General features: G+C 51.2%; 18 protein-coding genes. 14 read left to right on the top strand and 4 right to left on the bottom strand.

Annotation, left to right across the window (positions count from 1 at the left end):
* Positions 1–120 precede the first annotated feature (120 nt).
* On the top strand, positions 121–1,887 hold the full coding sequence (locus tag ACH50O_RS19195; RefSeq protein ID WP_446809353.1) for a L,D-transpeptidase family protein: 1,767 nt from the start codon (positions 121–123) through the stop codon (positions 1,885–1,887).
* 66 nt (positions 1,888–1,953) lie between these two features.
* On the opposite strand, the gene ACH50O_RS19190 is transcribed toward ACH50O_RS19195, so the two are convergent.
* Positions 1,954–2,925: a YcbK family protein gene (locus ACH50O_RS19190; protein WP_446809352.1), complete on the bottom strand. Its 972-nt coding sequence runs from the start codon at positions 2,923–2,925 to the stop codon at positions 1,954–1,956.
* A gap of 450 nt (positions 2,926–3,375) precedes the next feature.
* Between ACH50O_RS19190 and ACH50O_RS19185 the strand changes: the two genes are divergently transcribed.
* The 7 genes from ACH50O_RS19185 to ACH50O_RS19155 all read left to right on the top strand — a co-directional run bounded on the left by ACH50O_RS19185 (position 3,376) and on the right by ACH50O_RS19155 (position 6,852).
* The gene (locus ACH50O_RS19185) at positions 3,376–3,750 is read left to right on the top strand and encodes a YciI family protein (protein ID WP_446809351.1); all 375 of its coding nucleotides are present in this window, start codon (positions 3,376–3,378) and stop codon (positions 3,748–3,750) included.
* A 122-nt stretch (positions 3,751–3,872) separates the two neighbouring features.
* Positions 3,873–4,361: a VOC family protein gene (locus ACH50O_RS19180; RefSeq protein ID WP_446809350.1), complete on the top strand. Its 489-nt coding sequence runs from the start codon at positions 3,873–3,875 to the stop codon at positions 4,359–4,361.
* A 46-nt stretch (positions 4,362–4,407) separates the two neighbouring features.
* On the top strand, positions 4,408–4,761 hold the full coding sequence (locus ACH50O_RS19175) for a YciI family protein (protein ID WP_446809349.1): 354 nt from the start codon (positions 4,408–4,410) through the stop codon (positions 4,759–4,761).
* Between the two features lie 27 nt (positions 4,762–4,788).
* Positions 4,789–5,271 carry a DUF1579 domain-containing protein gene (locus ACH50O_RS19170; protein WP_446809348.1) on the top strand — a complete coding sequence of 161 codons (483 nt, stop codon included), beginning with the start codon at positions 4,789–4,791 and terminating at the stop codon, positions 5,269–5,271.
* A 35-nt stretch (positions 5,272–5,306) separates the two neighbouring features.
* Positions 5,307–5,834, top strand: coding sequence for an SRPBCC family protein (locus ACH50O_RS19165; protein WP_446809347.1), 528 nt, complete (start codon positions 5,307–5,309; stop codon positions 5,832–5,834).
* Between the two features lie 29 nt (positions 5,835–5,863).
* A complete protein-coding gene (locus ACH50O_RS19160; RefSeq protein ID WP_446809346.1) occupies positions 5,864–6,340 on the top strand; it encodes an SRPBCC family protein in 477 nt (158 codons plus the stop codon).
* A gap of 38 nt (positions 6,341–6,378) precedes the next feature.
* Entirely contained in the window at positions 6,379–6,852 is a 474-nt protein-coding gene (locus ACH50O_RS19155; protein ID WP_446809345.1) for a VOC family protein, read from the top strand.
* A 13-nt stretch (positions 6,853–6,865) separates the two neighbouring features.
* Here the strand turns inward: ACH50O_RS19155 and wrbA are convergent, their stop codons facing one another.
* Both wrbA and arsC read right to left on the bottom strand, forming a co-directional pair.
* Entirely contained in the window at positions 6,866–7,459 is a 594-nt protein-coding gene (wrbA, locus tag ACH50O_RS19150) for an NAD(P)H:quinone oxidoreductase (RefSeq protein ID WP_446809344.1), read from the bottom strand.
* The gene (arsC, locus tag ACH50O_RS19145; RefSeq protein ID WP_064037348.1) at positions 7,459–7,806 is read right to left on the bottom strand and encodes an arsenate reductase (glutaredoxin); all 348 of its coding nucleotides are present in this window, start codon (positions 7,804–7,806) and stop codon (positions 7,459–7,461) included. Before arsC ends, wrbA begins: the two co-directional genes overlap by 1 nt.
* A gap of 72 nt (positions 7,807–7,878) precedes the next feature.
* Between arsC and hldE the strand changes: the two genes are divergently transcribed.
* From hldE to ACH50O_RS19125, 4 genes are all read left to right on the top strand, one after another.
* Positions 7,879–9,309 carry a bifunctional D-glycero-beta-D-manno-heptose-7-phosphate kinase/D-glycero-beta-D-manno-heptose 1-phosphate adenylyltransferase HldE gene (hldE, locus tag ACH50O_RS19140; RefSeq protein WP_446809343.1) on the top strand — a complete coding sequence of 477 codons (1,431 nt, stop codon included), beginning with the start codon at positions 7,879–7,881 and terminating at the stop codon, positions 9,307–9,309.
* Positions 9,310–9,496: 187 nt separating this feature from the next.
* Positions 9,497–10,171, top strand: coding sequence for an Abi-alpha family protein (locus tag ACH50O_RS19135; RefSeq protein ID WP_446809342.1), 675 nt, complete (start codon positions 9,497–9,499; stop codon positions 10,169–10,171).
* A gap of 72 nt (positions 10,172–10,243) precedes the next feature.
* Positions 10,244–11,104 (top strand): 4-hydroxybenzoate octaprenyltransferase, encoded by an 861-nt coding sequence (gene ubiA, locus ACH50O_RS19130; protein ID WP_446809341.1) that lies wholly within the window; start codon positions 10,244–10,246, stop codon positions 11,102–11,104.
* 167 nt (positions 11,105–11,271) lie between these two features.
* Positions 11,272–11,721, top strand: a complete 450-nt coding sequence (locus tag ACH50O_RS19125) for a nucleoside deaminase (protein WP_446809340.1) — start codon at positions 11,272–11,274, stop codon at positions 11,719–11,721.
* Positions 11,722–11,778: 57 nt separating this feature from the next.
* Here ACH50O_RS19125 and ACH50O_RS19120 read toward each other — a convergent pair whose 3' ends face one another.
* Entirely contained in the window at positions 11,779–13,050 is a 1,272-nt protein-coding gene (locus ACH50O_RS19120) for a pectin acetylesterase-family hydrolase (protein ID WP_446809339.1), read from the bottom strand.
* A 324-nt stretch (positions 13,051–13,374) separates the two neighbouring features.
* On the opposite strand from ACH50O_RS19120, the gene ACH50O_RS19115 reads away from it, so the two are divergent.
* Positions 13,375–14,022, top strand: a complete 648-nt coding sequence (locus ACH50O_RS19115) for a glutathione S-transferase family protein (protein WP_446809338.1) — start codon at positions 13,375–13,377, stop codon at positions 14,020–14,022.
* Positions 14,023–14,190: 168 nt separating this feature from the next.
* Positions 14,191–14,580: a lipocalin family protein gene (locus tag ACH50O_RS19110; RefSeq protein WP_446809337.1), complete on the top strand. Its 390-nt coding sequence runs from the start codon at positions 14,191–14,193 to the stop codon at positions 14,578–14,580.
* Positions 14,581–14,643 lie beyond the last annotated feature (63 nt).

Genomic DNA, 14,643 nt, shown 5'->3' with positions numbered 1-14,643 from the left:
CGAAGACTCAATTGTTGCCGGAACAAGATCGAATTGGCGCATTAAGCTATCGATTAGCTTGGCGGGCGGCAACTGTTAGCATAAGATAACCTTAATTTAGGAATTCCCATTCGCGACATAATGATTACGAAACTGCACGCTCAAAAAGATTCGCGTCACAAGTTTGCTTGGTTTGCATTGCTAGCCTGTGTTTCTTATTCCGGAACAGAGCCCGCCTTAAGCGCCGAAATCCCTGCTGCCGCGCCCGAAGCCAGCGCGCCGCCCATTAACGGCACCCCTGAAATAGTCAATGTTATTCCGGCCGACAATCCGATTGGCGCCATCTTACTCGGCAAACATCACCCCTTACTATTGCGGGCGGATTTTAGCCGAGTCAGCGAATTTGTCAGCCAAATTTATCAAAGCACCCAATTTCAACCGCTCTGGTTTACGGCCAATCGCTCCGAAAAAAATTTGAACGACTTGTTGAGCGTTTTAAACAATGCGCCGAACGATGCCTTAAAGCCCGCCAATTACGATGTCGAACGACTCAAGCAATTCATCGCCACACCAACGTTGGACAGCAATACCACCGCCAGTTACGACGTGGCATTGACAGTATCCTTAGTGCGTTATCTGCATGATTTGCGGCAAGGTCAAGTCGATCCGCGCGACGTGCAATATCCGGTGCATATTGCCCCGAAACCGCCGATAGACTTGGCCGGCTTGCTGAAACAACATTTATCGTCCCAAACATTAAGCGAATTGGTTGGCCAGTTTGAACCCAAAGCCAAGCAATATCAGCAATTGAAACAAATTCTGAATCGCTTGCAGCAATTAGGCAATCAGAGCGGAACGGCCGAATTCAAACCCGGCAAAGTATTGCACCCCGGCGATAAGCATCCGCAAATCGCGTATTTACGCCAGCGCCTGCGCGCCATGGGCATGATAGAAGGCGACAACGACAGTAAAACCTACGATAACGATCTGGTGGCCGCTGTGAAAAAAGTTCAGCAACAGCAAGGTTTGAAAGCAGATGGTGTGATTGGTTCGACCACAGCAGCATTATTCAACCAGTCTTCTCGCGAGAAAGTCGCGCAGATCGAATTGGCCATGGAGCGGGCACGCTGGATCCCCGATCCTACCGAAGGCCCGATGATTGTGGTCAACATCCCGGCGTTTGAATTATGGGCGTTCAATTCGGTTGACGACCCCAAGCCGTTGAATATGAAAGTCATCGTCGGCAAGGCGCCGGATAAACAAACGCCGGTACTCTGGGAGGAAATGAAGTATCTGGAGTTCATGCCGTATTGGAATATTCCGAGCACAATCTTTAAGAAAGAAATCTTGCCGAAAGCCGCCAACAACCAAGGTTACTTGGCCAGCCAGGACATCGAACTGGTTAAGCACCAAAACAGCGAGGAACAAGGCGGCGGCAGTTATTTGCGCGCTCGGCAACGTCCCGGTAAGAAAAACCCGTTGGGCCGGGTCAAGTTCGTATTTCCGAATACTGCGGACGTGTATTTGCACGACACCCCGGGCCACGCGGCATTTAATCGCCCGCGCCGGGATTTAAGCCACGGTTGCGTGCGCGTCTCGGAACCGGAACAACTTGCCCAATTTGTGCTGGGCGACCAGCAAGGCTGGGACAAGGAAACGATCAAACAAGCCATGTCCGCGCCTAAAACCCGCCATGTGTCGCTAAAACGCGCGGTACCCGTATTGTTTTACTACGCCACCACGTTTGTCGATCACGAAAACCAGTTACGCTTTTATCCCGACGTGTACGGCCAGGATGAGCAATTGAAAAAAGCGTTGGATAAAATTCAAGCACCTAATATGGTGAATGCCAGTCAGAATAATCAGTTAGCCGCCACTAAAATCACGGCCATGCTGGCTAATCCGTAGCTTCCCAGGATAGGCCAAGCATAAAAAAAGCGCCTGTTAGGCGCTTTTTTTTGTGGCTGGTAATTTCTACAAACTCCAGGTTCTAAAAGTACCGGTATCCAAATGGATAAAGTTGGAACTTGGATAATAACCCACCCCGCCGCGGTGCATGGCCAGCGCCGCATTGTGAATCCGCCGCAGATCGAAACGCTCGATACGAATATCCACGGCTCGCCCGTGCATGTGAAAGCTGTTATTGGCCACACCGGTATGTTCGGCATGCAGCTTGGCATTGGTTAAAGGTGAACGATAACCGCAGATCACGTCAAACGGCTGATGTAAGCCCAGCATCTGCTTCAAATCGTGTAATTGATCCAAAAGTTCCGGATCAATCGGATGTACGTCGTCAGTACGGTGGTCGCGCAGCAAAAAACTAATCTCATCCAACGCATCGCTTAAATAACGTCCTCTTTCAAAATACGTAAGATTCAGCTTATCCCCGGTATGCGGATTTTGAAATGCCAACGCGCGATGAGTGGCGAAACGGCCGCGATCGGCCAGAAACAACGGTTCTTGCAAGGTATCGAAAATCGGTTCTCTGGGAGCCGGCTGCATAATCGACTGCACTCTACCGCCATGGTGATGCTGTCCGACATGATGGGACGCGGTATGGATAGACTGCTTTTTACCCGTATACACATCCCGCACCCGAGAGTGTTGCGTATGATAATCCGCATGAGCCGCCTGCAAGCGCCCATGCTCCGCAGTAGCGACTTTGTAGTTGTTGCCGCCAGCGGTTTTACCGACTTTGGCGATTTGACGAACTGCTTTGGTTTTCTGATCGGCACCATGCTTGGGTAAGCGCACCGCGCTTCTGGTCGACTGTGCCAATCGATGGTTTTTATCCGCTTTTACGGCGGTACTTTTTGCTGCGTGGGCTATGCCTGGCATCGCTATCGATAAAACAGCTCCTACCGCCAGACGACCGAAAAAGCTGCGTCGAGACAGCTCCACCTGATCGTGCTCATTGCCCTGATTTTCTTCATTATGTCTCTGCATCCATAATCTCCCAATTCAACATCCTGCGGATAGTTATTGATTCCGAAGGATAAATCCCAAAAGGACGTTAACCCATTATAGCACTCCATCGCAACTAAACTTTGCCTTTGCAGATGACTCGCCTTGCAATCAAACAATCTCCGACTGTCTACAATCATTCAAGATACAGCTCTCTTTAGCGAATTTTGCCCATAAAACCGCATCTTGCCGAATCATACCACAGCCTGCAAACGGTGCGTTTTATGCAGGAATTTTTCCGCAACTCCTTGGGGGGTACCATCCCCACAAAACCGACCTGGATTTTCGAATTCTCTGTCGTTAGCGCGTCTCGCTCGGTCGTTTCGTCCGGCACGGAACATAATTTTTTTCCGCTTCGTTGATGTCCCTGTCGAAATCGCTTGCTCCTAAACGACTAAGCGGTAAAAACATCACTTTACCCTGGAGTTCACCATGAAATACCTATGCCTGATTTGCGCCGAAACTGTGATGGAAGGGATGTCGAATGACGCGGCAGCCAAACATTTTGACGAATACACCGAATTTACCGAAGCGATTCGCGAAAGCGGCCATTACCTGAGCTGCAATCGGCTGCTGCCGGCCAATGCCGCCATCACGCTGCGGGTGCGCGGCGGTAAAGTGAGCATCACTGACGGCCCGTTCGCGGAAACCAAGGAACAACTCGGCGGCTATTACCTAATCGAAGCCAACGATCTGAACGAAGCCATCCAGGTGGCCGCGCGGATACCCGGAGCGAAGTTGGGTTGCGTGGAAATCCGGCCGGTAGCGGAAGATCCAAAAACCCTGGAAGCGCTGGGTCTGGGTTAATCTCAACCCAGCCTAACTTGCACGGCAAAAAATTTTGATGCGTTGTCGATTTAAGCAATCGCCGTTCGACTAAGGATGCAAGCCATAGTTATCAGTACTCAACCCCAAACGAGGAAAACCCCATGACCACCATTAAACCCATACCCGACGGCTACCACACGCTTACCCCTTATCTAGTGGTGCAAGGCGCGGCTCAGGCGCTGGAGTTTTATAAACAAGCCTTCGCGGCCAGCGAACTGTCCCGCTTGAATACGCCGGACGGCAACATCGCCCACGCCGAATTCAAGATCGGCGATTCAATATTTATGCTCGCCGACGAAAACCCGCACTGTACCGATCATTCGCCGAAAACTCTGGGCGGCACACCGGTCAAGCTGTTCTTGTACGTCGCGGATGTTGATACGGTGTTTGCCGCCGCGATAAAGGTCGGTGCCACCCAAACCATGCCACCCACCAATCAGTTCTGGGGCGACCGCATGGGCGCGGTGAGCGATCCGTTCGGTCATCAATGGTTGATAGCCACGCATGTCGAAGATGTCGATCCTAGTGAAATGCCCAGCCGTATGGCTGCATTCTTCGCGGAGCAAGCGGCGACCGGTACATCGGAATAACATCGGCTACTGGGCTTTCTATCAATATTTTAAAAAGACAAACTGAATGAAATATATGTTACTGATTTATCTTGAAGAGCACAGCCTGGACGAAACGGAGCGGCAAGCCTGTTATATCGAGTCCACCCAACTCGCACACAAACTCAAAGCCGACGGCCAATACCTGGCCGCCAGTCCGTTGCAGCCTACAACCATGGCTACCAGCGTGCGGGTGCGCGACGGCAAACGCTTCGTCACCGACGGCCCGTTCGCGGAAACCCGCGAACAGCTGGGTGGCTACTATCTGGTCGAGGCCCAGGATCTGGATGCCGCCATCGCTATCGCCGAACAGATTCCGATGGTGCGCAAGGGCACCGTCGAAGTGCGGCCGCTGATCGAGATTCCGGGCCTGCCCTCCTAAAAAACGCAACCGAGACAGGAGCAAGCAATGAAAATTGAACTGCAGAAAGAACACGAATGGCTACAACAACTGATTGGCGAATGGACTTATGTGTCCGAATGCGTAACGGAGCCAGGCCAGCCGCCCGAGAAATTCGAAGGTTCCGAGAGTGTGCGCAGCTTGGGTGGATTGTGGCTATTGTGCGAGGGTAGCGGCGAAATGCCGGGCGGCGGCACCGCGAATATGTTGCTGACATTGGGTTACGACGCGCGGCAGCATCGCTTTGTAGGCACTTGGGTAGGCTCGATGATGACCCATCTCTGGATTTACGACGGCGCGCTGGACGCTAACGGCACGGTGCTAACGCTAAATACCGAAGGTCCGTGTTGCGTTAGTGAAGGCAAGTTGGTCAAGCAGCGCGACGTAATCACCCTACAGAGTCCGCAGCAACGCCTACTGACTTCGTATTTGCTCGACGATGATGGCCAATGGCAGCTATTCATGACGGCGCAGTATCGGCGCAAAACATAATCTCTTGGGGCTATTGCACTATCGAGGAAAATACGATGATCAAAACCATACTAATTATTTTGGCCGTAGTCATCGCCTGCATACTTATTTATGCGGCGACTAAACCCGACACGTTCTGCGTACAACGCTCAATCACAATTAAAGCCACCCCGGAAACGATTTTTCCGTTGATCAACGATTTGCACAGCATGCAGATCTGGTCGGCCTGGGAAAAAGTGGACCCCGGCATGCAGCGGACATACAGCGGCGTTGCCAGCGGGCCGGGCGCAATTTATGAATGGGAAGGCAACCAGGAAATAGGCCAGGGGCGCATGGAAATTCTTGAGGCGACGCCGCCCGCGAAAATAACCATCCGCATGGATTTCATCAAACCGTTTCCGGCGCAAAACACCTTGGAATTTGTTCTGCAAGCCGAGGGTAACTCGACCCACGTCACGCAGGCGATCTTCGGCCCCAGTCCGTACATTTCCAAAGTAATGAGCCTAGTGTTCAGCATGGACAAGATGATAGGCGGGAAATTCGAGGAAAGTTTGGCCGAGCTAAAAGCGATTGCCGAAAAGTAATCATCTATTTCAATGACAGAGGAAAAGCCATGAATCCAAAGGAACAAACAGCTGAATCGCGGGAACTGGTGCTGACGCGTTTGATCGATGCGCCACCCGAAAAACTCTTTAGGGCCTGGACCGAACCGGCACTGCTCAAGCAATGGTTTTGTCCGAAGCCCTGGAGCGTAGCTTCCGCCGAACTCGATGTCAGAGCCGGCGGCACCAGCATCATCGTGATGCGCAGCCCGGAAGGCCAGGAGTTTCCCAACCAAGGTATCTATCTTGAAGTTGTGCCAAACGAGCGTTTGGTGTTCACCGACGCCTACACCAGCACATGGGAACCCTCCGCCAAACCCTTCATGACCGGCATCATCACGTTTGCGCCTGAAGACGGCAAGACTCGTTACACCGCTCGCGTGTTGCATTGGAGCGCGGCAGATCGGCAAACCCACGAAGAAATGGGCTTTCACGAAGGCTGGGGCAAGGCCACGGATCAACTGGTCGAGCTGGTAGCCAGCCTGTAAACCGGTCAGTACTTTTTATAACTTACCGAGTAAACACCATGCCCAAAATCACCCCATTTTTATGGTTCGACGACCAAGCCGAAGAGGCGATGAATTTTTACCTGTCTATCTTTAAAGACTCCAAAGTCTTGAGTGTCAACCGCTACGGCGACGCCGGACCGGGGCCGAAGGGCAGCGTGATGACGGCCAGTTTCGAGCTGAACGGACAAGTTTTCACCGCGCTCAACGGCGGACCGGTCTACCAATTCTCGCCGGCGATTTCGTTTGTCGTGCATTGCGAAACTCAGGCGGAAGTGGACCACTATTGGCAGAAACTTTCAGAAGGCGGGAAAGAACATCAATGTGCCTGGCTGGACGATAAATTCGGCGTGACCTGGCAAATCGTGCCGAATGCGCTGATCGAATTACTGAGCGATCCCGATCCGGCAAAAGCAGGGCGGGTGATGCAGGCCATGCTGCAAATGACCAAAATCGACATCGCCACACTGCAACGGGCCTACGATCAAACCTAAAGCAAAATCCGTCCTACATTGACGCTCGCAAAGCCAGCGCCGCCTTAGCCAAACGCTCGCCTAACACCCAACATAAACGTTTTTCATGCTCGGTGAGTTCGGCATCGGTATCGGCGACATGGCTAGGCCCATACGGCGTGCCGCCGCTGACTGTTTCGCGCAGCGCGATTTCGTTGCACGGCAGACTCATCAACATCATACCGTGATGCATCAAAGGCAGCATCATCGATAACAGCGTGGTTTCCTGACCGCCGTGCATGCTGCCGGTGGAAGTAAATACGCCGGCGGGCTTGCCGGACAAAGCGCCGGAGAACCACAACGCGGTCGTGCCATCCAGAAAGTGTTTTAACGACGCCGCCATATTGCCGAAATGCGTGGGGCTACCCAGCGCCAAGCCATCGCAGGTTTCAAGGTCTTGCAAGCTTGCATAAGGCGCGCCGGCATCCGGAATGCTGTCGGCGATTTTCTCGCACACCGCAGACACTTCCGGCACCGTACGCAACACCGCTTCCGCACCGGCCACCGATTCCACGCCCCGGCCGATCTGCTGCGCCATCCGCATCGTGCTGCCATCGCGGCTGTAATACAGGATCAGGATTTTCGCCATCAAAGTATCGCCAACACGTTTTCCGGCGGCCGGCCGATGGCAGCTTTGCCGTCCTTCAATACGATGGGCCGTTCGATCAATTTGGGGATTCTGATCATCGCTTCGATCAAATCTGCGTCGCTCAGGGATTTATCGTCCAGTCCATTTTCCTTGTATTCCGGCTCCTTGGTGCGCATCAATTCGCGCGGCTTGATGTTGAGTTTGGTCAGAATGTCCTGCAATTCAGCGGCGGTGGGCGGGGATTTAAGGTATTCGACTACTTCCGGCGTAACGCCTTGCGCTTCCAGTAGTTTCAAGGTGTCGCGGGATTTGCCGCAACGCGGGTTATGGTAGATTTTTACGCTCATGGTTTGCACCTTAATCATGACGGGTTGCGGCTATAATAGCACCCTTCGAATCACGGATAAGCCCCCAAAGCCATGCAATTACCCAACTATTCAACCGCCCGCGTGCTGGTGGTCGGCGACCTGATGCTGGACCGCTACTGGCACGGCGCCACCTCGCGAATTTCGCCGGAAGCACCGGTACCGGTGGTACACGTCAAACAAGACGAACAACGCGCCGGCGGTGCGGGCAACGTGGCTTTAAACATCGCCGCGCTGGGGGCAAAAGTATCCTTGCTGGGTTTTACCGGCGAGGACGAAGCCGCGACGGCTTTGAAACAATTACTGCAACAGGCCAAGGTTTTGTGCCTGTTTCAGGCGGTGCCGGGTTATCCGACCATTACCAAATTGCGGGTGATGAGCCGCCATCAGCAACTGATCCGGCTGGATTTTGAAGATGGCTTCCAGCAAGTCGATAGCGATGCGCTACTACACCTGTATCACGCCGAGATGATGCAATCGCAAGTCATCGTCCTGTCCGATTACGGCAAAGGCACCTTAAGCCAGGTACAGCAATTCATCCGCTTGGCCAAACAACTGAACAAGCCGGTCTTGGTCGACCCGAAAGGCAGCGATTTTTCGATTTATCGGCAAGCCACTCTGATTACCCCCAACCTCAGCGAGTTTGAAGCGGTGGTTGGCCGTTGCGCCGAGCAACAGCAAATTGTCGAGCGCGGCGTGAATTTGCTAAACGAACTGGACTTGCAAGCCTTGCTGGTTACGCGGGGTGAAAATGGCATGACCTTGCTAAGCAAAGACGCCGAACCTTTACACCTGCCGACTCACGCCCGTGAAGTATTCGATGTCACCGGCGCAGGCGACACGGTAATCTCCGTGCTGGCCGCCAGCCTAGCCGCAAAAAAATCGCTGGCCGAAGCCACGCAACTTGCCAACATCGGCGCCGGCATCGTGGTCGGCAAAATGGGCACCGCCACCGTCAATACCGACGAACTGGCCACCGCACTGCAAGGCCCCCGCGCCCATCGAAAAGGTGTATGCACCTTGCCGGAATTGCTGGCCGAGCGCGCCGCTGCCAAGCAAAACGGCGAAAAAATCGTCGCCACCAACGGCTGTTTCGACATCCTGCATCCCGGCCACGTCCGCTATCTACAACAAGCGAAAACCCTGGGCGACCGCCTAGTGGTGTTGGTCAACAGCGACGCCTCGGTGCAACGCTTGAAAGGCCCCGAACGCCCTGTCAACAAACTGGATCACCGGATGGAAATGCTGGCGGCGCTGGAATGCGTGGATTGGGTGGTGGAATTCGAACAAGACACCCCTAAGGAAGTCATCGACCAATTATTACCCGACATCCTGGTCAAAGGCGGCGACTACAAAGACATTACCAGCATAGCCGGTCATGAAAGCGTGCTGGCCAACGGCGGCGAGGTGAAAATTTTGTCGTTTATCGAGGGGCATTCTACGACGGCGATTATTCAGACGATTAAGGATAAAACTGGCAGCTAGGTACAAAATCAGGTCGGGAGTGCAATGTTCGATAACGAGGAAATGCTGATATGGGCTGCATCGAAATTAACTATCTAATTCAAAGCATTAACACTATTGAAAAAATTACGCCCTGAAAACACTTTAGATAACTCATGCTTTTCAAGTAGTTCAATCAAGCATATTAATTAATCACACCCAAATCGCAATGAACGAAGAAGAAGCCAAAGCTATACAAGAAATTGCAAAAACTACCCATCAAGGAATTAACGCACTTGAAAAAGCGGGCGGTTATTTATCGATGCTTATTGGAGGCTCATTAGAACAGGCAATAGGAATCTTTGAAGACAAACTTAAATATTCAAGATGGGAAAGAAAAATTAGGCTCTTAGATAGAGCGAATGAATTTTTGAAAAATCGCAGCATAAATTGTCCCACGATACCGGTGCCCTTAAAGTTGGTGATTCCTATACTTGAAGCAGGAAGCATCGAAGATGATGATGAGATCCAAGATATATATGCTCAAATATTAGCGAATTCTGCAGATAAAAGTTTCAAGTTAACCATAAAAAGAACGTATATCGACGTTCTACAAAATCTAAGCGGCCTTGAAATAGATATATTAAGAAAATTATATTCATTTAATTTTGAAGATATTTGGAACATTGGTGTATGGACAACAAATTTTCCGTCTTTGGAATTAACTCAACCATCTCAGTGTGAAAACTTAAGACCTCCGAAGGATATAGAAATTGCACTAGCTAATATGTTTAGACTTGGCCTAATTAATCGGGAAAGCACTTATAACGGTTGTGAAATTTACTCCCTAGTTAAACCGACTTTATTCGGCAAAGAATTTGTTCAAATATGTGGAATAGCTTAATTTTTATCATCACTTTAATGAATATTAAATTCTCAAAACTCGACTAATCCCAAAATAAAACATTCCTCCGCTATGCAATACCTCACCGACCGCCTCCACCAATACTGGCTCCTGGCCCGTTTCGATAAACCCATCGGCATTTTCATTTTGCTATGGCCGACGCTTTGGGCCTTGTGGATCGCCGGTAACGGCAAGCCGGATTTGTTGGTGTTGATCGTGTTTACGCTGGGCGTGGTGTTGATGCGCGCAGCCGGTTGCGTGATCAACGATTACGCTGACAAGGATTTCGATCCGTATGTCGATAGAACCAAGCTACGGCCGATTGCTGCCGGCAAGGTCACGCCAACGGAAGCGCTGATCGTGTTTGCGGCGTTATGTCTGACCGCGTTCAGTCTGGTGTTGCTGATGAATTGGTACACGATCGCTTTGTCGTTCATCGGCGCGTTTCTGGCCGCCAGTTATCCGTTCATGAAACGTTTTACCCATCTGCCGCAGGCTTATCTGGGCGCGGCGTTTGGTTTTGCGGTGCCGATGGCGTTTGCGGCACAAACCAACGAAATTCCAACGGTGGGTTGGATTTTGTATTTGGCGGTACTTCTGTGGGCGCTGGTGTACGACACCATGTACGCGATGGTCGATATCGACGATGACTTGAAGATCGGCGTGAAATCCACTGCGATTCTATTCGGCAAGCGAGTGCGAGAAATTACGGCAGGTCTGCAAGTCGTCATTATGGGCTTGCTGATTACGGTCGGCGTAATGCAACAACTGAGTTGGCCGTATTATGCCGGTTTGGCGATTGCCGCCGGTCTGGCGGTTTACCAGCAGAAACTGATTTTTCATTTCGACAAACCCAGCTGTTTCAAGGCCTTTTTGAACAATAACTGGTTTGGTTTGGCGGTGTTTGTTGGTATTGTGCTGGCTTATTTATAAGATGGACCGTTCCTTCTTTCTCAGAGAGAAGGCGAATGAGGGGGAATCAAAAAGGCTTTTCCTTATCGTATTCTCCTCACCCCAGCCCTTTCCAGCTGGCGAGGGTGCTAAATTTAAAACCCTAATAAGGGATTTTCGACCATGCCCAATCGAATTTAGGATATGCGATGAACTATCACGAGATGCTGGCCGTGGCGTTGGCCGAAGCGCAAACCGGCTTTGATGAAGGCGGCGTGCCGGTCGGCGCGGCCTTGTTTGATGCTGACGGCAAGTTATTAAGTCGTGGCCGCAACCGCCGCGTGCAAGACAACGATCCATCGGTACACGGCGAAACCGACGCTTTCCGCAAAGCCGGCCGGCAAATCAGTTATCGCGACAAAATCCTGGTAACCACCCTGGCACCCTGCTGGTATTGCTCGGGATTGATTCGGCAATTCAATATCGGTACGGTGGTGATTGGCGAGTCGGTCAATTTTACCGGCCATTTGGATTGGCTAAGAGAAGCCGGCGTGAAGATCGTGGAATTGAACGACGCAGAATGTATCGCGCTGATGGGCCGCTTCATTGAGCAGTCGCCGAAAATTTGGTTTGAGGATATCGGCGAGCAATGCTGTTAAAAAGCGTTCCCGAACATGTTGCTCGGGAACGCGTCAATCATCCGGCAAAAGCCGGAACTATGGGCCGAAGCTGCGGCCCAGACAAGTTTGGATGCCGGTAGAAGTCAATTGCGCTTCGCCGCAATTTACCCCTGGAGTACAGCTCAGATTTTTCCAACCGTCCGTGTTGTCGCTGGTCATGCCTTTTAACCAATCGATAAAGCTGATGTTTACCCCTGCGGCAGTATTCAAATTCGAAGTATAAAACTCGTCATAACGAAACACCGTATGATTGCAGCCCGGATCGACGTAACGCCGGTAATTCCGGGGGAATGCCTGTTTCAAACCGCCGGTGATGCGCCACATCCTGTCGCTCCAGGCCGGTATGTCGGAAAAATCGTAGAGCGCTTGTGGCGGTCTGCTGCCGTCGCTAACTTCCATGATATTCAAAAACAGGGTTTGCACTGCGTCATAAGCATTGGTGTATTGACCAAACTTCTCGCTCTCGTAGCGAGTCGCCAAAGTACCGATTACCTTGGGTAAGAAGTGCGCGGCATCCACCGGCGCCAAATGGCTAAATACCGGATGCAGGTTTTGAGCGATGTTCCAACTGGAATTGGCCCCAAACAAAGCCGTGTTGACAAAGCCATCGGTGATCACACCAACCCCGCCGTCGCTGACCAAGGATACCTTGGCTTCCTTACCCAGTTCTTTCTTGATCCAGGGATAATTCAATACCGCGCCGTAGGAACCGGCGCTGGATCCAGCCACCAAGATTTTGGCCGGCTGATAGTCGCCATTGTTCCAACCGAACAAATTTCGGCGCTGTTGTTTCAAATACTTCAATACGTAGGCAAAATTGTCGAAGCCTCGATGCTGAATCGGCAACTGCGCATTTAGATCCGCCGGATTTTGATAAACCGCCTGCTTGGAGCCGGTAAACACGTCGCCGGTACAATAAGGCAGGAACACCGCTGTCCAGTTTTTGTAGGGATTGTCCGGATCATCCATGTTCAAAATGCCCTGCATCTCATTGGGATTGTTGGCGACATCGGTCGTGGGCACGTATACCGGCGTCTGATTAGGCTGAATTGCGCAAGTGCCATAGTCCCAACAGGCACCGCCGCCATTGAAGTACATCACAACCCTATCGATCTTACCCGGCTTGATATAAAACGAATACGGCTGTCCGAACGCGCAACTTGGCGCAATTACCTTTTGTTGGTCGCCCAATTTAACTGTGTATTGACCGGGCTCGACATTGATTTTTTGCCAAACGTCTTGCGCTAGCGGCGAGGTACTCATAAGTAGCGACGCGGCGAAAGCGCCTCCCACAAATATCGAATTCATAATCTCTCCTATGTTTTTCAAAGCGGCTTGAATGATGGGCTGCACATCTTGCTTAGGAAACTGAGAATCTGCGCATCCCGTCCGGATCGACGATCATAACTGTCCCCAGAAAACTACCGAAACGCGCCTTCGACGCATTCGGTATCTCTGAACCTACCAGTCAAAGATAGACTAAATTTCTCCGTGCTCGCTGCCGAGCCCGATAATATGCATTTTTTAACTAGGGCTTGAAGCCGGCGACGCTATACGGCTATAGTCAGCGGCTAAATCTGACCGGCACTTTTTTCGGAATAGCACCCTAGTTGCGCATAGGAGTTTCAACTCATGAGTTTATCCTTGGTTATCGGTAATAAAAACTATTCTTCCTGGTCGTTGCGGCCTTGGTTGTTTTTGAAATTTCACGACATCGAATTCTCTGAAATTAGAATCCCGTTATATAGAGAAGATTCGAAAGACAGATTGCTGCAATATTCGCCAACCGGGAAAGTGCCGTTGTTATTGGACGGCGAACTCAAGGTTTGGGATTCGCTGGCTATTCTGGAATATTTAGCCGAGCGCTTTCCGCAAACCCAAGGTTGGCCGGACGATTTTGCGGAACGCGCCGCCGCCCGCTCGATATCGGCCGAAATGCATTCCGGCTTTACCGCGTTGCGCACTTATTGCGGCATGAATTGCAAGCGGATACCGGCGACGAAACCGCTACCGGAGGCGGTGCATCCGGATGTCGATCGTATCAGTCATATCTGGCAGCAATACCGGCAGCAAAACCGCAACAGCGGACCGTGGTTATTCGGGCGCTTTACGATAGCCGACGCGATGTTTGCACCGGTAGCCTTACGTTTCCACAGTTATCTGCTGGAAACGAATAAAGATGCCCAAGCTTACGTAGACACGGTTCTGGATTGCCCGGCGGTAAAAGCCTGGATCGAAGCCGGCAAACTGGAAAGCGAGGTAATCGCCGCGTTCGAATAACCCGTATCGGGTAACGATGTTTTAAAAATCTTAGTGGGCTCAAACCGAGCGGGGGATACTGACAGCCGTTGTTTTAAACCTTCCCGAATTACCCCAATAAATTAAAGATACTTTGCCCCTGCCTGAGCGTAGAATGACTTTCTCCTCATTTACAAACGGGAGAGGACTATGAAAAAAATAAATTTAGCCGCTGCTTTGTTGGGCCTATCGGTATTTTCCGGCCTAAGTTTTGCGGAGGTGCCGCTGCAATCCAACGAAGAAGTGCAAGGCAGTTGGAAGTTGGAATATACCAAAAAGTCCGTTAACACCGCGGAAACTATCAAGCGCGAAGACACCTGGACTTTCAAAGACGGCAAGGTCACCATCACCCACATCCCGCGTGAAGGCACGTTTTACGACCAGTCGCCGGTGGCTTATGAAATAGAAGGCGGCAAATTGAAAATAGCCATTTTGGGTAGATCGGATAAATTCGACATATTTTCGCTGCTGGAAAAAGGCGATAAATCCATGACCTTGAAAGGCAAATTCGGCGACGTTTATAAATTTAATAAAAATTAAATATCCGTTGAACGGCATTAACCTAAATCTATAACGCCACGCGTCAAAAACCGCATCCAATTA

The sequence above is a fragment of the Methylomonas sp. 2BW1-5-20 genome, from assembly GCF_052474515.1.
The sequence above is the reverse complement of the archived record's forward strand: the minus strand, read 5'-3'. Positions and strand labels throughout refer to the sequence as shown.